Origin of the sequence: Paenibacillus wenxiniae (assembly GCF_039822605.1) — a bacterium.
GTDB classification, from domain to species: domain Bacteria; phylum Bacillota; class Bacilli; order Paenibacillales; family Paenibacillaceae; genus Saccharibacillus; species Saccharibacillus wenxiniae.
On the sequence record NZ_JBCGUH010000002.1, the window covers coordinates 335,487 to 355,712 of the forward strand.

Consider the following 20,226-nt stretch of genomic DNA (forward strand, 5'->3'; position numbering starts at 1 on the left):
ATATACTATTTTATTTCTATACGGAAGGTGAGCATAAATGAAAAAGACAATAGCAGATGCGGTAGTCGAGACACTTGTAAACGCTGGCGTAAAACGGATATTCGGCATTACCGGAGACTCGCTTAACGCGATCATTGATGCGGTGCGCCGCTCCGGTAAGATCGAATGGATTCATGTACGCCATGAGGAAGTGGCTGCATTTGCTGCTGGAGCGGAAGCAGAGCTAAGCGGAACGATTGCGGTATGTGCAGGTAGTAGCGGTCCGGGGAATTTACATTTAATTAACGGTCTGTATGATTGCTATCGTAATCGTGTACCTGTACTGGCGATTGCTGCTCATATTCCAAGTGATGAGATCGGCAGCGGATATTTTCAGTCGACCCATCCAGAACAGATTTTTCAGGAGTGCAGTGATTTTTGCGAAATGATTACGACGGAGAAGCAAATGCCACGCACGCTGACGATGGCGATTCAGACGGCGATCGGTAAATCTACCGTATCGGTCGTCATCTTGCCGGGTGATATTGCCAGTCTGGAAGAATCTACGCATCCGGTACCGCAACGTGTTGCCTATCCTGCCAAGCCGATTGTACATCCATCGGCTGATGATTTGCAATTGCTTGCAAACTATCTGAATGAAGGCAAAAAAATTACGTTACTTTGTGGCGCCGGTTGTAAAGGTGCCCATGCTGAATTGATGGATTTATGTGCACGATTGCAGTCACCGATGGTTGTCGCTTTGCGCGGGAAAGAGTATCTCGAATATGATAATCCTTATTTTGTTGGATTGACCGGTCTGATTGGCTATGCTTCAGGTTATCATGCAACGATGGATTGCGATGTGTTATTGATGCTCGGTACCGACTTCCCGTATCGTCAGTTTTATCCAGAAAAAGCAGCGATTTTGCAGGTGGATATTAATGCTGCAAATCTCGGACGCCGTGCTCCGCTCGCCCACGGCGTATGTGGAGATGTAAAAGATACGGTACGTCAGCTATTGCCATTGTTGCAAGATGAACGCAGCAGCACTCATTTGCAAAAATCCGTTGAGCGTTACCATAAAGTACGTGAAGAACTGGATGAGATGGCGGTGAAAGGCAATAGCGTAAAAAATGGTATGCATCCACAGTATTTGACGAAAGTCGTCAGTGATGCGGCTGCACCGAATGCTGTCTTTACGGCAGACGTGGGAACACCGACGGTCTGGGCTGCGCGTTATTTGCAAATGAATGAGCAACGTCGATTGATCGGCTCATTCAACCACGGTACGATGGCAAATGCATTACCACAGGCGATTGGTGTGCAGGCGACCGAGCGCGATCGTCAGGTCATTTCTTTTTCCGGCGATGGCGGTTTGAGTATGCTGTTAGGTGATCTGATCACGTTAAAACAGCATAATCTGCCCGTTAAAGTCGTTGTTTTCAATAACAGTGCCCTTAGCTTCGTAGAGCTGGAAATGAAAGCAGGCGGGTATCTTGAATCAGGTACGGATCTGCATGCGACTGATTTTGCAGCGGTTGCGAATGCGCTTGGCATTCAAGGAATTCGGGTAGAAGATCCGGAAGAGTTGGAGGATGCTGTCGCACGAGCGATGTCTCACGATGGTCCTGTATTGCTCGATGTACTTGTAAATCGTCAGGAGTTATCGATGCCGCCAACGATTACGATGCAGCAAGCTAAAGGCTTTTCCCTCTGGATGGCTAAAGCGATTATGAACGGACGCGGTGATGAACTGATCGATCTGGCGAAAAGTAATCTGTTCCGCTGATCGATATCGTTAGGCGGATCGCCATGTAAATACACGGTGATAGAAGCAAGAGACTACGGGTGAATCAGATTGCAGATGAGTCAGACCGCAGGTGAATAGTTGGAATGAACGATGTCCTACTGGTTATTTGATAAAGCGTATGCGAACTAGCTCATTCATGTGAGCCAAAGCATGTATACATGCCATTCAGACCGACCAGATCTATGAATTTTGATGTATATAATAAATTTTGATGTATATAATATATGAATTGCTATTTTCATCATCAATTATATGTATCATTAACGATCCTAAGTATTAATAAGTATTAAATGGTATACAGATTCGTCTCCGTACATGTAGAGTGGCTAAGTGGAGCACTATAAGTATGGGGCGAATCTGTTGCTATTTTAAGCTTGAATGTAGGCTGGTTCTATAAGAAATAGAGATATGAAAGCGAATGAAATGACCTATACACAAATACATAAAAAATAATTTAAAATTTCAGTTCATTTGTGAAAAAAATCACATTCTAATAAATTAGAATCGTTTATGATGAAGGTGTAGAAAATACAAGGAGATGATTAAGATGAGAACCAACGTCAACGAGAATTTTACTAAATATTACATGGATCTGTGTTACAACTGTCAGGAAGCAGCGAAATGTCAGGATGAAGAAACATGTCTCGCTTGCTGGGCGGAACAAGGAATGTTCGATGGTGAGAAGGATGATACACAGCAACTGCTCAATGCCTATTATGCTTAAGATGTATATAACACGTATTAGCATGAATGGCGAGTGTATACAGCAGTCTACTATATGTCTATCGACTATTAGGTCATTTCAAACGGAGAGAGAACGAATCATCGGTAGCTCTTAAACCGCTACACTTCATGAGATTGAGAAGTGTAGCGGTTTTTGTATATTCGCTTTAATTTAATTCAACGCAATATAATCCCCTTTCGCTCCATTTAGTGATGATCAATAAAAAGCTATTACAGGACAATGCCGCAAAAATGGATCGATACATATATAGCAATACATACAGTAACGTTTCGCAAGTGTAAAAGACGTTGAATAGTGCTTATAGAGCAAGCTATATCCATTCATGCAGAACTCGCTTTCCTATGCTTGAGCAGTTGTCTGCGCTAGAATGGATACTCATCATTGTATAGAGACATCAATAACAATACGTCGTCGACAAAAATCGAACAATGGAGGTAACAACATATGGACTACACATCAAGTACAGTAATTGTAACTGGAGCGGCACAGGGGATTGGGCGCGCAGTTGCTGAAGCATATGCTGAGGCTGGTGCGACGGTATTTCTGAGCGATATGGCAGAATCGGAAGGAGCAGCTGCGGCGGCGTCTATTCGGGAGCAGGGTGGACAGGCGTATTTTCTACCATGTGATGTGCAAAATGAGGAGCAGATCAAGCATCTTGTACAGGAGGTAATCGGCACAACGGGACAGATCGACGTGGTCATTAACAATGCAGGCATCGGACACTGGGTTTCCCCGTATGAATTAACGGTTGATGATTGGGATCGGGTGATGAATACGAATGTGCGTGGCTGTTTCCTGTTATCACGTGAAGCAGGCAAAGTCATGCGAGAAGGTGAGGGAGGCAGCATCGTTAATATTTCCTCTACACGTGCCCATATGTCGGAGCCTAATTCTGAAGCTTATGCAGCGTCCAAAGGCGGTATTACAGCGCTGACTCATGCACTGGCGATCTCGATGGGAGCAGACAACATTCGGGTCAATTGTATTAGCCCGGGTTGGATCGAGAATGGCGATTATACAGCTTTGAAGTCTGAAGATCACAAGCAGCATCCAGCAGGTCGTGTCGGTAAGCCGGATGATATTGCGCGCGCCTGCATGTTTCTCACTTCCAAAGACAATTCATTTATTACAGGAGCAGAGCTTGTTATCGATGGGGGAATGACTCGTAAAATGATCTATATCGAGTAGAAAAGTAGGCGGACGATTATACAATACAGCCACATACAAGCTAAACAAAGCAGATTCAAAATCATATAATCAACCAGGCAATAAATAACAAACAGCCCATCTGATTCTATTGGTCAGATGGGCTGTTTGCCTATATGCACATAAAGATTAAAATTATACATCATAATTGAAGGTGATACAGCTTCATTCGCTCTTTTGCATTACTATTATGATTGTGCTGTCGCTACCTGTTCCTGTTGAACAGCACGCCGATTCCATTTTTCCTTAAACAGAGGAAGTGTACTTTCGCCAAAAATGGCTGCTTCCTCCAGATGCGGATAACTTGATAAAATAAACGATGTCACACCTGCTTCGGCATATTCAAGCAAACGATCGGATACTTGATCAGGAGTGCCGACAAACATCAGTGCTCCACCTGAGCGCACATTGGACAGACCTGCCCATAAATTAGGTCCCACAACAAAGTCGTTCGCTGCGGCTGCATCACGAATCTGGTTTTGGCGGTTTTGTCCGGTTGCGCCTGTTTTGCTAAACGCAGCTTTGGCACGTTCAATCGTTGCTGGATCAATATCCTTGATCAGATTACGAGCAGCTTCCCATGCTTCTTCTTCTGTATCACGTACTAGTACCTGTGCACGCATGCCGACGCGCAGCGGACGAAGTGTTCCCGTACGTTCTGCATGTTGACGCTGGGATTCCTTCAATTCTTCGATTTGCTGCTTGATCATATCCAGCGGCTCTGACCACATTAGGAATACATCAGAATATTCTGCGCCTACGCTTTTTGCCATAGGAGAGCTACCGCCGAAGTAGATCGGTAAGCCAGGTTCTTGCACGGTAGCAGGGCGACTTTTACCACCATTAATCTCGTAATAATCGCCTTTATAATGCAACTTGTCATCCGTAATAGATGCTTCTGTACCGGCTCCAAATTCGGTCGAAGAAAGCCCGGAAGCCTGTCCCCATACCCCTTTAATAATGTCCAGATATTCGCGTGTACGTGCATATTTCTCATCATGTGCACGGGCGAGCGGATCGCCAAGCTCTTCCAGATCATCAGGAGAGCTACCGGTTACGATATTAATGCGAGCGCGTCCACCAGAGAGCTGATCAAGTGCAGCTGCCATACGCGCAGTCAGAACAGGTGCAATCAGACCGGGTCGAACTGCCACGAGCGGCTTCAATGTTGTCGTTGCGCCAATGATAGCAGAGCCAACGACCCATGAATCGATACATGCGCCGCCTGTTGGAATCAACACAAATTCAAAGCCCGACTTCTCAGCTGTCTGCGCAACATCGGTCAAATAAGATAAAGTGGGCTTGCGCTCAGAATCACGCCCGAGACTGGTGCCATCACCCATCGTAGGCATAAACCAGCCAAACTCAACTTGATCACGATAAATGGAATCAGAAGACATAATGATAGCTCCTTTATATAGAGAGAAGTAATAGTACATGAATGAAAAACAGACTTTGCGGTCATAGTTTCTCATAGGAAAATTGTTAGAAGATTCTTGTATGAGATTCTTGCATGAAATTCTTGTGTGAAATTCTCAAAAAATTTTATGCAAATATACGGAAATTCAGCGCAAAAAAGTGGTGAATAGGTCACGAACTAATCCGACAAACATACTTGGTATAAAAATACTAGCATGTTCCTTCTAGTGTGTCAACGCTCTAAACCGAGTAAGTCAGTGTGCAATGATATGCAATGTAAATGTTCAACATAGAATATAAAAATAATATAAAAACGATATAGAAACGAAACGAAACGAAACGAAACGTATATGTATTTGGAAACAAGCTTTCTATGTTGTAAAATGGTGCAAACGACGAGCTTCCGGTAAGATAAGACTGACCAGCTAAAAATACTTCTTGCTCCGTCATAAGAACGAGATTTGCAGCACAAGTGACGATCTTTTCTCCACGTATTCGTTTAAACGGATATTCATGTACAGGGAAATCCAAACTATGTATGTAATCAAACTGCATATGCAATCAAACATAGACATTAAAGCTAACACTACAAAGTATATCCAAAAAATGCATCTAAAAAGTCGAACAAAAAGCCCGACAAAAAATAAACTCAAAAAGGAGAACAAACCTATGAGCGATTCATCTTCTGTTGCTTCGCAACAAAAACAACGATCATCGACGTCAGTAGCATCCTCTCAACCATCTAATAAGCAACAGTCAGCGATAAGCGATGAGACGCAACCATCGACAACAAAGCAGCAATTACAGCCAACATCAGCCCAACTATCGATTGGAGAAGTAGCGGATCGACTTGGACTTAGCGTGCATTCTTTACGCTTTTATGAGCGCGAAGGATTAATGCTGACGTTAAAAGTATCGCGCGATGGAGGAGGCAGACGCCGTTATAGTGAAGTTGATGTAGAGTGGCTGCGCATCTGTATCTGCCTGCGAGCTTCTGGTATGCCAATCGCGCAGATTCGACGCTTTGCTGATCTGGTACGCCTCGGACCAGGCAACGAGCATGAACGACTCGCTATTTTAAAAGAGCACCAGCAACGTGTGGTCGATCAGATGCAGCATCTGAACGAATGCTTGGATGTGATTACAAATAAAGCGAATGTATACGAAAACTATATCTCCAGCTCGCTGCGTGATTCATAATTAATGCGTAATGCGTAATGCGTAATGCGTAATGCGTAATGCGTAATGCGTAATGCGTAATGCGTAATGCGTAATGCAGAACAAATAAATTGAAATGGAGTGCTTGACCTAGAGTGAACTCTAGGTTGTAAAGTAAATGTGTAATCCATTTCCAATATGCAGGATGAGAGGAGAATACACGTTATGACACAAACATATCAACAAACACCACAGGGCAACATCAATTCAGGTTTTGGCTATCGCAGCACAGCAGATGAGGTACTGTCCGGGATTGATCTGTCCGGTAAGCTTGCCCTCGTTACTGGTGGCTATTCCGGTCTTGGTCTGGAAACGACACGTGCACTTGTAAAAGCAGGCGCACAAGTTGTTGTACCTGCACGTCGTCCGGATACCGCCAAAGAAGCATTGGCAGGCATCGAGAATGTAGAGGTGGATGAACTGGATCTGTCTGATCTGGATAGTGTGCGTGCTTTTGCACAGCGTTTTCTGGATAGTGGACGCAGCATTGATCTGGCGATTCTGAATGCTGGTATTATGGCTTGCCCAGAGACACGCGTTGGCCCAGGCTGGGAGCTGCAATTTGCTACCAATCATCTAGGACATTACACGCTGATCAATCTGCTCTGGCCGGCATTGAAAGCAAACGGTGGTGCACGCGTGGTGGCTACCTCTTCCACAGGTCACCATCTCTCGCCAATTCGTTGGGATAACCTGAACTTTGAAGGAAACTACCATAAATTCGAAGCCTACGGTCAATCGAAAACGGCGAATGCCCTGTTTGCCGTAGAGCTGGATCGACTCGGTGCCGAGCATGGTGTGCGTGCATTTGCTGTTCATCCAGGCGGAATTTTGACTCCATTGCAACGTCATATGCCAAAAGAAGAGATGATTGCACTCAAATGGATAAGTGAAGACGGTGAAACGGTCAATGAAGCGTTTAAAACACCAGAACAGGGCGCAGCAACTCAAGTCTGGGCGGCAACTTCGCCACAGCTAGAAGGCAAAGGGGGCGCTTATTGCGAAGATTGCAATATCGCTGAACCTTTCGATCCAGACAAACGCTCGGTTGGCGTTAAAGATTATGCTATCGACCCAGAGCAAGCACAGCGTCTATGGAAGCTGTCTGCCGAGTTAACAGGTGCAGATTTGTCCAAGTTATAATCGGTAGATCAAATTCATAGACAGACGGCAAAATCATACATTGGTAGCACGTCGAGATTGGGTGATTCTGGTATACTAAGCTTATGCACATCAGATGGAGCAAATAAACGAGGACAGCGATTGGATGGTTTATTTTCTAAATAATGGAAAATTTCGATTCAATCGAGATACGCAAGGGTACATTAAAAGATGTGATATACTTTCATTTACGGGAGGAATGTAGTCATGTTAACCCAACCTTATCGTCCAGTTGCTTATCGCAATGAGCACGGGCATGCCCGTATGGATCAGACACTGACTGAGCCGCGTTCGGGTCAGATGATGAACCCGTCCGTAAAAGATTCAGTTGTCCATTCCGGCGGAAGCCAGGATCACCTTACCACTCGTGAAAAGCTACAGGAGAAAATGGGACTGGATGGATTGTTTCATATGTTACCAGGACGTGAATCGAAAAATAGTGTGTATCGTGGCAGATTGGAAGCAACAGGCGAGGATCATTTTGTGATTCGTCATTCGCATAATGGCCAGCGCGAAGTATTGTCATTGTTAGAGCTAGATCACGCTGTATTTTCAGAATCGACTTCGGCGTATACGAACATTTCCGGACATGCTGCACCAGCAAGACAAAATACGCCTCCACAATAACGTAGCCTGACAATTCCTTTATAGGGCATAGCATATATGAATAAATAAAACGCCGATCATGCGGAAACTTTCCGTATGATCGGCGTTTTGAGTTGGGAGAAATAGGCGTATCGGCGAATAGGAGTGTAACGCTTGCTAGTATGCGCAATCGTCTTTCGCTTAGCGCTTATTATCGGCTTATCACTCCGTATTCATCGTTCGATATTCATAGCCTGTCATCAAAAGCCTTTGATTGCATGCTCGCTTACTGTGTTACCGAATCATTATAATCTTGCAGTTTTTGGGTGATTTGAGCGGCTGCATCGTCGAGTGCTTGTTGTGGTGTCTTTTTGCCAGTCAATGCTTCTTCAATCGCAGTTTCTGTCAGCTGACGTGCTTCTGGGAAAATACCCATAACAGCACCCTGTGTAGCCGGGTCGATCTTCGTATGGTGCAATTGATCAACGGCAGTCTGGAATTGCGGATGCTCTTTCAGGTTTTGTTTCATACTATCGACGTCATAAGCTTTTTTCGTAATGGGGAAGTATCCACTGTGTACAGACCAGTAAGCTTGATTGTCCGGTTCAGCCAGAAACTTAATAAATTTCCATGCTGCTTGTTGTTCGGCTGCTGGTTTGTTATTCGTAATCCACAAACTTGCACCACCGACAACCACGCCACCTTTATCCTTGTAAGCTGCGGACGGTTTCGTAAGTGGAGCTGTCCCCAGTTCAAATTTGCCTTTGGAGCCTTCTAACAGCTTAGTTAATGCGCCTGTACTGTTCATCGTGATGGCGGTTTGTCCTGCCAGAAACGCTTTGTCCGTATCGTCTGTTTTACGACCGAGGTTGAGCATTGCTTTTTCATCGACCATCTTTTTCCACCATGTTAGTGTGTCGACTGCGGCTTTGGAATTGATTGTCGATGCTGTTGCCGGTGCACTGCGGCCATTATCATTATTCAAAATCTGTACGTCCTGGTTCGCCATCAACTGCTCGAACAGCCAGCCATAGATCGGGAAGGAAGCTGGTGTACCTTTGGCAGCAAGCTTTTTGGCAGCATCTTCAAAGTCAGCAAACGTTGTTGGCGGATTCGCCGGGTCCAAACCAGCCGCTTTAAACAGGTCTTTGTTGTAATAGATTAATGGGTTAGATGTGTTAAATGGCATCGAGTATTGTTCACCATTGAATGTGTAATAGCTCAGTATATTTTGCTCAAAGCTGGACAGATCGAATTTATCGGCATTAATAAACTGCTGCATCGGTGTGATCGCTTTGGAGTCGATCATATAGCGGCTACCTACATCGTACACTTGAATGAGTGTAGGGGCATCGTTCGTACCGACGACCGTTTTAAACTTGCTCAAAGATGTATCGTAGTCGCCCTGAAATACTGCTTCTACCTGCACCTCTTTTTGAGAATCATTGAATTTTTTCACAAGATCGTTGACGACATTTTCCAGATTACCGCCCATAGAGTGCCAGAATACAACTTTAACCGGACCCGAGCTAGTCGTTGTTGCTTCACGATCGGCAGCGGCTGCTGGCTGAGAGCCTTGCGAAGCTCCGCCACCGCTACATGCCCCTAGAAACAGAAACAGACTTAATGCAAGCAGACTCCATTGACGCGTGAAAAACGATTTGAATGTCATGAGTAAATTTGCCCCTTTAACCTAAGTTGGTAGTTGTCATCAAACCATGATGCAGAATGAATGCATCGTTCAAAACATGCATTGCCTACTTTTACAACATGCTTGTGATATTGTCATCTTTTATTCCGTGCGTATTGATCGTTAGCTAGATAGACCGTATTCGTGATAATCTGTGCGTATCATATATGCAGATTATCTGCATGTAACGATGGCGCTGTGCCATCCGATACAACTGATTGTCGAAGTGTATCTCGTTTAGCATCTCGCAAGTGCAAGGAAGTTCAAAAGGAAATTCAAAAGAAAGTTCAACAAGTTAGCCTTTTAATGATCCGGCAGTCAGACCGCCGACCAGTCTGCCCAGTCCAACAGCAAGTAAAATGAGTGAAGGCAGCAATACGATCACAATACCCGCCATAACGACATTCCATGCAGTCACTTCGGCGAATTGCAGCATGCTAATTCCAATCTGCACAGTTCGCATACTTTCCGAGTTTGTAATCAGTAGTGGCCACAGATACATATTCCAATGTGTTAAAAATGAATACACACCGAGTGTGGCAAGCCCTGGGATCGACAGCGGAATGACGAGTGAAGCAAAGATGCGCAGATGACCACATCCATCGATACGCGCCGCTTCCATTAGTTCTTTGGGGAGTTGCATAAAAAATTGGCGCATTAAAAAGGTTCCGAATGCGGTAGCAAGGAAGGGCACCGTTAATCCGGCATAGGAATCAAGCCAGTTCCAGCTACGCACGGTCAAATAGTTCGGAATAATGGTCACTTCCCACGGAATCATCATCGTCGCCAGAAAAAGCGAGAATAGCAACTTGCGTCCCGGAAAGCGTAAAAAAGCAAATGCATAAGCTGCCATACAGGAAGTCAGCAGCTGACCGATTGTAATGATCGTGCTCGTCATCAGACTGTTCATCATAAAGCGAATGATCGGAATCGTATTGAGTACGTTCAGAAAGTTTTGCACGTCCCAGTGAGAGGGGATGAGCTTCGGCGGATATGTAGCCGAATCAGCCTCGGTCATGAACGAATTGGATAGCGCCGTCCAGAACGGAAACAGAATCAGAATCGAAGCAATGATAAGTACGGTATAAGCAGAGCCAAGTCGAAGCAAATTAGGTTTCACTGGTAATGCACCTTCTTTTCACCGAATTTGAACTGGATGATCGTCAGGATTAAGATGAGAACAAACAATACAAGTGCCTGAGCGCTACCTGAACCAAAACGGAAGTTCACAAAAGCATCCTGATACAGATTGAATACAAGCACATTCGTGCTATTAACCGGCCCCCCTTTAGTTAGTATGTTAATTTGACCGAAAGATTGAAATGCGCTAATAATCGATGTAACGCTGGCAAAAAACAGCGTGGGCGAGATCAATGGCAAGGTCAAACGGAAAAATGTACGCAGCGGCCCAGCGCCATCCATACGTGCACTTTCATAAATTTCCTCCGACACGCCTTCCATACCACCAAGTAGCAAAATAAATAAAAAGCCGACATTCATCCATACCGTCATAATCGAAATAGAGATCAGTGCCCAGTCTGGACTCGTCAACCATTGAATGCCGGGCAAGCCGACAAGTTGCAACAGATAGTTAGGCATACCAAGTGTAGGGTGGAACAACATCATCCAGATGACAGAGCCTGTACCTACCGAAATCGCAATCGGCAGCGAGAAAATAAATCGAAACAGTTTGCTGCCGCGCAGATGAGTACGGCAGATCGCCGCCAGGATCAATGCGAGTAGAATCGACGTAGGCACAGTAAACAGCATAAATTGCACAGTCACCCACAAACTGTTCAAAAATCCACTCGCTTCAAACAGACGTTCAAAGTTACGTAGTCCGATATACTTGGCCACATCGCCACGTGGTGTCGTGGAATGCAGACTCAGGTAGAGTGATTGCACGAGCGGATAAAATAGAAAAATACTAAACAGGGCAACTGATGGTGCTAAAAACAGTGCAGCCAGTGAATACTCCTGTAACCGACCTGTACGACGGGGAATACGTGTACGGGAACGATCGCGATCAGTAGTTTGCTTGAGCGCGCGCCGCGAAGGCACGACAGACGATTTGTCCAAAACAATCAACCTCACTTTTGTATAATTTCAATGCCATTCGCATCCATCGGCACTATGCTGTTCACCTGCTAAAGTATAAAGAGAACATGTTAAGAGAACTGTTTAGAAATGTAAAAGTTATGTTGTCTAGACGACTTGCTAGCACGTCCCGTCCATTTGACTGTTTTTATTTTCGCGCTATAATATAATTAGGCAACGTCTATACTTACATATGAAATGAGGTGAAACTATTGGGAAATTGACTGTACACGTAAAATGGCGGAAAATTCAAAAATCTACGATTCGAAGGAGGTGAACCCGTAGCTGTATCGATATCCGATGAACGGATGACAGCGCGGGAGACACACTTGACTGACCCCTTACCCAGTTTAATGAACATTTTGCTGGTCTTTGTACTGGTATTATTGAACGGTTTTTTTGTAGCAGCGGAATTTGCGATGGTCAAAATTCGCAGCAGTCGATTGGAGACACTGGTCGATGAAGGTAACAAACGGGCGCGCTTTGCGCAGTCCATCGTTAACAATCTGGATGCTTATTTGTCTGCATGTCAGCTTGGTATTACACTGGCATCGTTAGGACTTGGCTGGATTGGTGAACCGGCAATTGCGGAACTGATCCGACCCCTATTTGCAGCGATAGGCTTGAACAACGAAGTGGTCATCCACAGTGTATCGATAGCAATCGCCTTTATCGTCATTACGATTTTACACATCGTACTCGGCGAGCTGGCACCCAAATCACTTGCTATCCGCAAAGCGGAAGTGGTGACACTCTGGACAGCTGCACCGATGCTATTGTTCCACAAAATTATGTATCCTTTTATCTGGATGTTGAACGGCATGGCGAATGCCTTACTTAAACTGTTCGGCATTGCTCCGGCATCCGAGCTTGAGTCTGCTCATACCGAAGAAGAGATACGCATACTAATGAAAGAAAGCAACAAGAGCGGGCTGATCGATAATACCGAACTGGCGCTGGTTGATAATATATTTGAGTTTGCCGATACAACCGCCCACGAAATTATGATTCCACGTACCGAGATGATCTGCCTCAGTCTGCATGCTTCCCGTGAAGAAAATTTACAGATTGCATTGGACGGTATGCGTACACGATATCCAGTATGTGACGGCGACAAAGACCATATTGTCGGCTTCCTGCACATTAAAGATCTGATGCGCTACCAGATTGCAGACTCGGTCAAGCTGATTCGCCCGATTATTGCTGTACCGGAATCGATCAAGATCAGTGAGCTGATGAAGCTCATGCAACGTGGCAAGACTCAAATTGCCATTTTGATCGATGAATATGGTGGTACGGCAGGTCTGGTTACTCTGGAAGATATTATGGAAGAGATTGTTGGCGAAATTCAGGATGAGTTTGACCATGAACGTCCTGTCATTGAGCCGATCAATGAAATGATGTATTCCATCGATGGATTGATGCTAATTGAGGAATTCAATACACGTTTTTCGCTTGATCTGGACATGTCCGAGTATGATACGATCGGCGGCTGGTTGTATTCCCGTGTTGAATCTCTACCTCCCCAGGTAGGACAGAGTGTGGCGCATGACGGGCATTTGCTCGTGGTTGAAGAAGTCGAGAACAAACGCATTTCACGCATTAAGCTGGTCATTACACAATTTGCCGTAACGACCAATCAGGCAGGAGCCTGAGTCGAGCGATGAGCTATCGTTTACTGGCATTATGCAAATAAATCGATAGCTTAAACGCAAACAAAAGGAACGGGGAGTGTATCCCGTTCCTTTTCTTTTTTTACATAATCTAAACATTCAAGAGTATAAAGATATCCAATTTAGGATGATAAATACACAAGCCGTATAATCATCATCATCACATAAGCAGTAGCGCGATACTAATTATATCAGCATTCGTATACAGCCATGCTGCTTATTAATGTAATGGCGCTATAGTGATTCAGGTAGAGATGAATTAGCTGCTAATTGAAAGGGATACAGCAATCTTTGAACGCATGCAAGCATCATGTAGGAGGGTATGTTATATTGACCAGAATGCACAAAAAGAACGGGTCAGCTATTCAATCCGTTCTTTTTGTGCATTCTGCATATGCTTGTTATAGCATGATACATTGTATATTATTCGTATTTTGATATTATTGCTGCTTGTATATTATCAATCCCATGCGGATATGAGGGCGAAGCGTCTCGCTTTGAAATCGCCTTACGTTTCGTATCATTAACGACGACGATCGGCTTCTTCTACTTCAGCGTCCACCTGCTCGTCAGCTTCATCGGTTTGAAGCTCGGTGTCGCCTTCGCCGCGATCTTCGTAAGTGCGAGAAGCAGGACCTTCTTCGACATGACGATCATTGCCTTCAATATCAGTCGCTGCAAACGATTCTACACTTTCCGTGAAATTCTGGTCATCAGCGGAGCCTTCTGCCAGCTCATTGTAGCTATGCACTTCACGTTGTGCGCTCATCGCTGGAGAGTCAGCTACACCATAATCTTCAACAGCTTGCCAGGCACCGGCATCATCGAAACGACCGGTATTGTGCTGGCGATTCTCGCCTGAACCTTTCGCCGCAGGGGTGATCAAATCTTCCTCTACGGGACGATAATCATTCACATTGTCCTGCTGTGGACTCTCATCGACAAGATAAGTCGTATACGGTAATGCTTGCAGACGTTCAAATGGAATTTCTTTGCCGCTAACTTCACTAACGCCATACGTACCTTCTTCAATACGCTGTAAAGCGGCATTCACTTGATCCAGCGTATCGCTCATTTGATCGTCGATAGCAAGATCACGTCCACGCTCAAATGTTTCTGTACCGAGATCGGCAGGATGATTGTCTACGGAAGATAACTCACCTGTAGACATACGCTCCGATTCAATTTGTCCATCCATTTTATCTTTATCGACATCGAAATGTCGTTCTAATTCTTGTTTTTCCTCAAGCAGGCTATTTTTAAGTTCCTCAATTTGGGGTTTCGTCAAATGTTTCATCGTTATGGCTCCCTTCGGTGTTAAACTGCAATATGGCCGCAATTATACTGGACTGCGGCGGGGTATGCATTTCATTACCCTGTCGGCAGGCGAGCTAATCTTTTGGCAAAAGTAGACGAAGAGGCGCTTAATCGTAATCGGTACTGTTTCTATGACTTATGTTAAACGGCCAAATGGAATGGTTAATACAACAGAGACCATTGTGCATCATTTTAGTTCATTTTCTATTATTTGGATGTGTGTATGGCAATGATTAAACGACTAGATTAAATGATTAATTGTAGCGGTTACATGTTCACTGATGGCTAGATGATGCAATGTCTTTGGATGTAATATCTCTGAATGATAGCTAATGATGCAATATTTTTGTTACGTAGTTTTAGTCGTACTCTGTGTTTTAGTCGTACTCCGTTTTAATTGTTACTGTATATATTTTGGCGAACATTACTGTTATCGAATTAGGCACATAATGATTTTGTTTATACCTCCACTGACCGAAAGGGGAATTCATCATGAAAGCACTCACGTATCAAGGTAAACAAAAGGTTAGCGTTAAAAATGTAGACGATGCACGGATTCAAAAAGACGATGATATCGTCATTCGTGTCACTTCGACGGCAATCTGTGGTTCGGATTTGCACATTTTTAATGGTGCATTACCGGTCGTGCATGATAATTATGTAATTGGTCATGAACCGATGGGCATTGTAGAGGAAGTCGGACCAGGTGTAACGCGTGTGAAAAAGGGTGATCGCGTCGTCGTTCCATTTAACGTATCCTGTGGTGAATGCTTCTTCTGTAAAAATCAGATGGAAAGTCAATGCGACAATTCCAATGAAATGGAAGCGAAAAATACAGGTGCATATTTTGGCTTTGACATCTACGGTGGATATCCAGGTGGTCAGGCAGAGCTGATGCGTGTCCCTTATGCGAACTTCCTGCCTTTTGTCGTTCCAGAATCGGCTGAAGTAACAGATGAACAGGTACTGTTCCTGTCTGATATTATTCCAACCGCGTACTGGAGCGTAGAAAGTGGTGGGGTGAAAGCGGGAGATACCGTTATTATTCTCGGTTGCGGTCCTGTCGGTCTGCTGGCACAGAAGTTCGCATGGCAAAAAGGTGCTAAACGTGTGATCGCTGTTGATCATCTGCCATATCGACTCGCTCATGCCAAACGGACAAACAATGTCGAAGTGATTAACTTTAAAGAAATCGATGAAGTGGATCAGCATCTGCTGGAAATGACCAGCGGCGGTGCAGATGTCGTCATCGACTGTGTTGGATTGGACGCGGAGAAAAATGTAGGCGAGCGTGTGCAGACTGCGCTGAAATTGCAGGGCGGTAGTCTGAGTGCGTTTAATATTGCGGCTAACGTTGTCCGCAAATTCGGTACAATTCAAGTGACCGGTGTGTATGGCGAGACGTATAATGGTTTCCCATTAGGTCATTTGTTTGAGCGTAATGTGAAGCTGGCAATGGGGCAGGCGCCTGTTGTGCACTATATGCCAGAGCTGTTCAAGCAAATTGTAGATGGTAAGTTTGATGCGACCGATATTATTACACACCATATTCCACTACAGGATGCAGAGCGTGCGTATGATATTTTCAATGATAAGCAGGATGACTGTATTAAGGTTATTTTGAAGCCGTAATATGGATGCAAATTTCGGTTGCGAGCTAGTCACTATTCAAACAAGAAATAAGAGATAGATTCCCGTCTCACATAGGATCGTAAAGTTTAGAGGGAGTGTAGATTGCGAATTTTGTACTTTAAATGCGTATACCCACTTTACGAAACAATCAGAACGAATTAGGGGAAATGTTATGGGTTTTACTAGCCTGCGCCTGATATATAGGGTGCAGGCTTTGTTTTGTGTGTCGCAAAATAGACTGGCTAGCATTAGCGATTGTACTCATGCAACAAGCTTCATTTTTCAGCTATGATGATTAGTTTATGATCATCCATCGTAAAAGTAGAAATAGAGAATGGTCGAAACAAATTATGCCTTACGAGCAGCGCGATCAATCGCTTTTTGCATCGATCGAATCGGTTCGGTAATCATGGAGCCATGTCCAACAGCAAGCAAGGAGGGGTTGAGATCCAGTAAGCGTTGAGCGCTTTGAAGCGAAATCGCTTTGGACCATGTAGCAAGTGCAGGGAAAGGAAAGATCCAGCGCAGTGAACCGGAAACGGCGATACCTCCACGTGTCTGAAATGCATCTCCTGCAATGAGGGCATGACTACGTGTATCCAGTAATGAGATAGAGCCTGGGGTATGGCCAGGTGTCGTAATGACTTGAAGCGAACCGATGCGATCGCCATCTTCAAGCAGCAGGCTTGCACGGGTACGGAGCTTTTTCGGTATACCACCGCGAATTGGTGTTTGTGGCTCGCCGGGGTCTAGTGATCGATCACCACTCATCAGACGTGCATCGCGAGTAGATACACCGATTACCGCTTCTGGATAAAGTTTTGCCAGTGCATCCAGTGCTCCGATATGATCGCTATGGATATGGGTTAACACGATATGAGTGAGCGGTTTACCATTTTGCTGTATAAATTTCTGAATGCCTTTTTCACTACCGGGTAGAGCGGCATCGATCAATGTTAGACTATGATCTTCTTCGATCACATAACAGTTTACAGGTAATATGGTTGGAAAGAACGTCAGTTGATGCAAATTGTTTTTACTAATCACTCTCATAGTAACCCCCCCTTTTTGAATATAATAACTAATAGTATTAGTTTTAGCAAGAGTGACGTTAATTAAAGGGTTATCATGTGACAGATTGTACAGATGTCCATTATGCTAAATGTATTCCTGGTCGATCTTTGCGTGCGAATGTTCTGTGTAGATGTCCTATTTGAATGTATTGTTTACTAGGTTCATTTTATAGTTATCGTTTTCATCGTTTATATTCTTGTTCATTGTTGTATATTCAAACCTTAACAGGAATAGTCTGGCATGCCATCACTTTGAAATGTTATCAAGTTTTAAAGTTGAGGAAGTGTATCCAGAACTATTCCTGCTATTTATGCGCCTGTTGTTGTACCCATCGCTTTCAAGCCCTGCACATACACATTCAAAATCCACTCAAAACTTTCGTCTACATCTTCTTTTAGTGCAAAGCCATTGCTTCGTTCCAGAGAGCTAAAACCATGAAGCACGCTACGTAATCCACGGGTGGCATGGATCAGCTGCTCATCTGTGAGATGGTATGCACTCAGTACCTGAATGACCAGATCCAAAATATTTTGATGGAGCTGTTCCAGTTGCTCGTCAGGTTGCTCAGGCACATATAGAGTCGCTTCATACAAGCCGGGATGTTTTCGTACAAAATTCAAATACGCACGAAAAATTTCACGAATTGCCATATCGCCTGCACGCCCGACAGCTGCAATCATCACGGTTTCTTTCAGTTGATGCAGGCCAGCAAGCGCCATTTCTCGTCGTAAACCCGGTAATCCATCGATGTGATTGTATAGAGAAGGGGAGCGCACCTTTAACTGCTGTGCCAATACAGCTAGTGTAACCGCCTGTACACCGTGCTCGTCGGCAATCGCAATCGCTGTCTGCACAATCATTTGTAAATTCAAACCAATTCGTGGGGACATGATAAATACTCCTTTCCATCTTTGTTAAGTATAAATTCTGAAGTGAAATTGTTCGGTAAAGTATAAATTGATACTTGCTAATAGGAATTTATGAGAAGATTACAAATATAAACTAATACCATTCATTTATATGCTATGTTAGTTCATCGTATAAAAATTATTTTACGCTATCCCACACGATTTGAATAGTTCAATCAAACAAAAGCAGACATCGTCATGGATGCCTGCTTTTAAATAATAGAATATACATAAATCCAGAAGAAAAATAAATCAAAAGATAAATAAATTAAAAGATAAATAAATCAGAAAATAAAGCGATTAAAATGCCCAGCCGCCTTGTTTGAAAATTGGCTCCTGTTGGCCGTCAGCTGTAATGCCATAAATGTCCATCTCACCGGAACCAATCATAAAGTCGACATGAGTCAGACTGTTATTCAAACCGCGTGCAGTCAGTTCTTCACGGGACATTTGTTTACCGCCCTTGAGGTTGAAGGCATAGGCACTACCGATCGCGAGGTGATTGGACGCATTCTCGTCAAACAGTGTATTGTAGTACAAAATGTTAGACTCGGAAATAGGAGAACGGTGGGGTACAAGCGCAACCTCGCCCAAATAATGAGCGCCTTCATCCATCTCAATCAGATGCTCCAGTGTATCCTGACCTTTTTCCGCTTCGACGCCGACGATGCGGCCGTCTTTGAACGTCAGTTTGAAGTTATCGATAATTGTACCGCCATAGCTCAGTGGTTTGGTGCTGCTCACATAACCGTTCACATCGGTTTTAAGTGGAGCGGTGAACACTTCTTCTGTTGGCATATTGGCGATAAAGGCATCACCACGCTCACTGACGCTATCTGCTGCTGCCCACAGATGACCTTCTGGCAAACCGATTGTCAGATCTGTACCTGGTGCAACATAATGCAGCTGTTTGTACGATTTGTCATTCAAATAAGCCGCTTTTTCGTTCAACAGAGATACATGCTTTTGCCAGGCGGCAATCGTATCGCCTTCGCCTACACGAACCGCTTTGAAAATGTATTCCCACATGCTGTTCACCTGTTCTTCGGCAGGCAAGTCAGGGAATACTTTAGCCGCCCATGCTGCCGATGGTACAGCTACAATCGACCAGCTCATTTTGTCGGATTGTACATACTCACGGTATTTGGACAATACAGTGCTGGATACTTTTTGCGAAGCAGCGATGCGTTTTGGATCGATGCCTTTCAGCAGATCCGGATCGTCGGAAACGACATGCAATACCGCACCTTGATTTTCAGCAAGTTCTTCCATCTCGGCTGCATACCATTTAGGTCCAATATCAAATGATTCATCCGGTGCCAGCTCGTAACGCATACGAGTCACTTGATCGTCACCCCAGTTGACTTTAACGAGCAAAGCTCCCGCTTCATAAGCTTTACGAGTGATCAGACGAACGAAGTCGGCTGCATGAATAGGAGCGTTGATGATCAATTTCTGGCCAGCCTGTACGTTAACACCGACGCGTACAGCAAGCTCTGCATATTGCTCAAGTTTAGTTTGAAAATCTGGCATGAATAGTTCCTCCGTTTCAACTGTCTGTATGTGTATCGTGAATGCGCACTGCATAACAGCGGCATTACGAGATAACTGGGATCTTGATTGCAGATAACCCGTCCTACCTATTTTACAGGATGTGCTCGTTAATGAAAACCTTTACCGAATATCAAATTCATAAAATGAGTGCATAA

The 20,226-nt window shown here is 44.3% G+C and carries 16 protein-coding genes; 8 read left to right on the plus strand and 8 right to left on the minus strand.

Annotation, left to right across the window (positions count from 1 at the left end; translation table 11 throughout):
• Positions 1 to 37 precede the first annotated feature (37 nt).
• The 3 genes from poxB to AAHF22_RS04535 all read left to right on the plus strand — a co-directional run bounded on the left by poxB (position 38) and on the right by AAHF22_RS04535 (position 3,725).
• Positions 38 to 1,768, plus strand: coding sequence for a ubiquinone-dependent pyruvate dehydrogenase (gene poxB / locus AAHF22_RS04525; RefSeq protein WP_347323774.1), 1,731 nt, complete (start codon positions 38 to 40; stop codon positions 1,766 to 1,768).
• A 568-nt stretch (positions 1,769 to 2,336) separates the two neighbouring features.
• Positions 2,337 to 2,513 carry a hypothetical protein gene (locus AAHF22_RS04530; RefSeq protein WP_347323775.1) on the plus strand — a complete coding sequence of 59 codons (177 nt, stop codon included), beginning with the start codon at positions 2,337 to 2,339 and terminating at the stop codon, positions 2,511 to 2,513.
• Between the two features lie 465 nt (positions 2,514 to 2,978).
• Positions 2,979 to 3,725 (plus strand): SDR family NAD(P)-dependent oxidoreductase, encoded by a 747-nt coding sequence (locus tag AAHF22_RS04535; protein ID WP_347323776.1) that lies wholly within the window; start codon positions 2,979 to 2,981, stop codon positions 3,723 to 3,725.
• A 206-nt stretch (positions 3,726 to 3,931) separates the two neighbouring features.
• Here the strand turns inward: AAHF22_RS04535 and AAHF22_RS04540 are convergent, their stop codons facing one another.
• Entirely contained in the window at positions 3,932 to 5,143 is a 1,212-nt protein-coding gene (locus AAHF22_RS04540; RefSeq protein ID WP_347323777.1) for an LLM class flavin-dependent oxidoreductase, read from the minus strand.
• A gap of 688 nt (positions 5,144 to 5,831) precedes the next feature.
• Between AAHF22_RS04540 and AAHF22_RS04545 the strand changes: the two genes are divergently transcribed.
• The 3 genes from AAHF22_RS04545 (at position 5,832) to AAHF22_RS04555 (ending at position 8,168) form a co-directional block, all read left to right on the plus strand.
• A complete protein-coding gene (locus tag AAHF22_RS04545) occupies positions 5,832 to 6,362 on the plus strand; it encodes a MerR family transcriptional regulator (protein WP_347323778.1) in 531 nt (176 codons plus the stop codon).
• 183 nt (positions 6,363 to 6,545) lie between these two features.
• On the plus strand, positions 6,546 to 7,523 hold the full coding sequence (locus AAHF22_RS04550) for an SDR family NAD(P)-dependent oxidoreductase (protein ID WP_347323779.1): 978 nt from the start codon (positions 6,546 to 6,548) through the stop codon (positions 7,521 to 7,523).
• A gap of 225 nt (positions 7,524 to 7,748) precedes the next feature.
• On the plus strand, positions 7,749 to 8,168 hold the full coding sequence (locus tag AAHF22_RS04555) for a spore coat protein GerQ (RefSeq protein WP_347323780.1): 420 nt from the start codon (positions 7,749 to 7,751) through the stop codon (positions 8,166 to 8,168).
• Positions 8,169 to 8,412: 244 nt separating this feature from the next.
• Here the strand turns inward: AAHF22_RS04555 and AAHF22_RS04560 are convergent, their stop codons facing one another.
• The 3 genes from AAHF22_RS04560 to AAHF22_RS04570 all read right to left on the minus strand — a co-directional run bounded on the left by AAHF22_RS04560 (position 8,413) and on the right by AAHF22_RS04570 (position 11,901).
• Positions 8,413 to 9,798, minus strand: coding sequence for an ABC transporter substrate-binding protein (locus AAHF22_RS04560; protein ID WP_347323781.1), 1,386 nt, complete (start codon positions 9,796 to 9,798; stop codon positions 8,413 to 8,415).
• A gap of 313 nt (positions 9,799 to 10,111) precedes the next feature.
• Positions 10,112 to 10,936: a carbohydrate ABC transporter permease gene (locus tag AAHF22_RS04565; protein ID WP_347323782.1), complete on the minus strand. Its 825-nt coding sequence runs from the start codon at positions 10,934 to 10,936 to the stop codon at positions 10,112 to 10,114.
• Positions 10,933 to 11,901 (minus strand): carbohydrate ABC transporter permease, encoded by a 969-nt coding sequence (locus AAHF22_RS04570; RefSeq protein ID WP_371834023.1) that lies wholly within the window; start codon positions 11,899 to 11,901, stop codon positions 10,933 to 10,935. The genes AAHF22_RS04565 and AAHF22_RS04570 overlap by 4 nt, the downstream gene beginning before the upstream one ends.
• Positions 11,902 to 12,221: 320 nt before the next feature.
• Here AAHF22_RS04570 and AAHF22_RS04575 point away from each other — a divergent pair, with 320 nt between their 5' ends.
• Complete coding sequence (locus tag AAHF22_RS04575) at positions 12,222 to 13,568, plus strand: hemolysin family protein (protein WP_347323783.1); 1,347 nt, start codon at positions 12,222 to 12,224, stop codon at positions 13,566 to 13,568.
• A gap of 541 nt (positions 13,569 to 14,109) precedes the next feature.
• On the opposite strand, the gene AAHF22_RS04580 is transcribed toward AAHF22_RS04575, so the two are convergent.
• Positions 14,110 to 14,883 (minus strand): TraR/DksA C4-type zinc finger protein, encoded by a 774-nt coding sequence (locus AAHF22_RS04580; protein ID WP_347323784.1) that lies wholly within the window; start codon positions 14,881 to 14,883, stop codon positions 14,110 to 14,112.
• A 512-nt stretch (positions 14,884 to 15,395) separates the two neighbouring features.
• Between AAHF22_RS04580 and AAHF22_RS04585 the strand changes: the two genes are divergently transcribed.
• Positions 15,396 to 16,535 carry a zinc-dependent alcohol dehydrogenase gene (locus AAHF22_RS04585; protein WP_347323785.1) on the plus strand — a complete coding sequence of 380 codons (1,140 nt, stop codon included), beginning with the start codon at positions 15,396 to 15,398 and terminating at the stop codon, positions 16,533 to 16,535.
• A gap of 348 nt (positions 16,536 to 16,883) precedes the next feature.
• Here the strand turns inward: AAHF22_RS04585 and AAHF22_RS04590 are convergent, their stop codons facing one another.
• The 3 genes from AAHF22_RS04590 to AAHF22_RS04600 all read right to left on the minus strand — a co-directional run bounded on the left by AAHF22_RS04590 (position 16,884) and on the right by AAHF22_RS04600 (position 20,050).
• Positions 16,884 to 17,588 (minus strand): MBL fold metallo-hydrolase, encoded by a 705-nt coding sequence (locus tag AAHF22_RS04590; protein WP_347323786.1) that lies wholly within the window; start codon positions 17,586 to 17,588, stop codon positions 16,884 to 16,886.
• 329 nt (positions 17,589 to 17,917) lie between these two features.
• The gene (locus AAHF22_RS04595; RefSeq protein WP_347323787.1) at positions 17,918 to 18,499 is read right to left on the minus strand and encodes a TetR/AcrR family transcriptional regulator; all 582 of its coding nucleotides are present in this window, start codon (positions 18,497 to 18,499) and stop codon (positions 17,918 to 17,920) included.
• Positions 18,500 to 18,817: 318 nt separating this feature from the next.
• Positions 18,818 to 20,050: an aminopeptidase gene (locus tag AAHF22_RS04600; RefSeq protein ID WP_347323788.1), complete on the minus strand. Its 1,233-nt coding sequence runs from the start codon at positions 20,048 to 20,050 to the stop codon at positions 18,818 to 18,820.
• Between the last annotated feature and the right edge of the window lie 176 nt (positions 20,051 to 20,226).

What these genes read in the sequence shown, in the direction of transcription:
- poxB (WP_347323774.1), top strand. Translation starts at nt 38, where the DNA reads ATGAAAAAGACAATAGCAGATGCGGTAGTCGAGACACTTGTAAACGCT.
- AAHF22_RS04530 (WP_347323775.1), top strand. Translation starts at nt 2,337, where the DNA reads ATGAGAACCAACGTCAACGAGAATTTTACTAAATATTACATGGATCTG.
- AAHF22_RS04535 (WP_347323776.1), top strand. Translation starts at nt 2,979, where the DNA reads ATGGACTACACATCAAGTACAGTAATTGTAACTGGAGCGGCACAGGGG.
- AAHF22_RS04540 (WP_347323777.1), bottom strand. Translation starts at nt 5,143, where the DNA reads ATGTCTTCTGATTCCATTTATCGTGATCAAGTTGAGTTTGGCTGGTTT.
- AAHF22_RS04545 (WP_347323778.1), top strand. Translation starts at nt 5,832, where the DNA reads ATGAGCGATTCATCTTCTGTTGCTTCGCAACAAAAACAACGATCATCG.
- AAHF22_RS04550 (WP_347323779.1), top strand. Translation starts at nt 6,546, where the DNA reads ATGACACAAACATATCAACAAACACCACAGGGCAACATCAATTCAGGT.
- AAHF22_RS04555 (WP_347323780.1), top strand. Translation starts at nt 7,749, where the DNA reads ATGTTAACCCAACCTTATCGTCCAGTTGCTTATCGCAATGAGCACGGG.
- AAHF22_RS04560 (WP_347323781.1), bottom strand. Translation starts at nt 9,798, where the DNA reads ATGACATTCAAATCGTTTTTCACGCGTCAATGGAGTCTGCTTGCATTA.
- AAHF22_RS04575 (WP_347323783.1), top strand. Translation starts at nt 12,222, where the DNA reads ATGACAGCGCGGGAGACACACTTGACTGACCCCTTACCCAGTTTAATG.
- AAHF22_RS04580 (WP_347323784.1), bottom strand. Translation starts at nt 14,883, where the DNA reads ATGAAACATTTGACGAAACCCCAAATTGAGGAACTTAAAAATAGCCTG.
- AAHF22_RS04585 (WP_347323785.1), top strand. Translation starts at nt 15,396, where the DNA reads ATGAAAGCACTCACGTATCAAGGTAAACAAAAGGTTAGCGTTAAAAAT.
- AAHF22_RS04590 (WP_347323786.1), bottom strand. Translation starts at nt 17,588, where the DNA reads ATGAGAGTGATTAGTAAAAACAATTTGCATCAACTGACGTTCTTTCCA.
- AAHF22_RS04595 (WP_347323787.1), bottom strand. Translation starts at nt 18,499, where the DNA reads ATGTCCCCACGAATTGGTTTGAATTTACAAATGATTGTGCAGACAGCG.
- AAHF22_RS04600 (WP_347323788.1), bottom strand. Translation starts at nt 20,050, where the DNA reads ATGCCAGATTTTCAAACTAAACTTGAGCAATATGCAGAGCTTGCTGTA.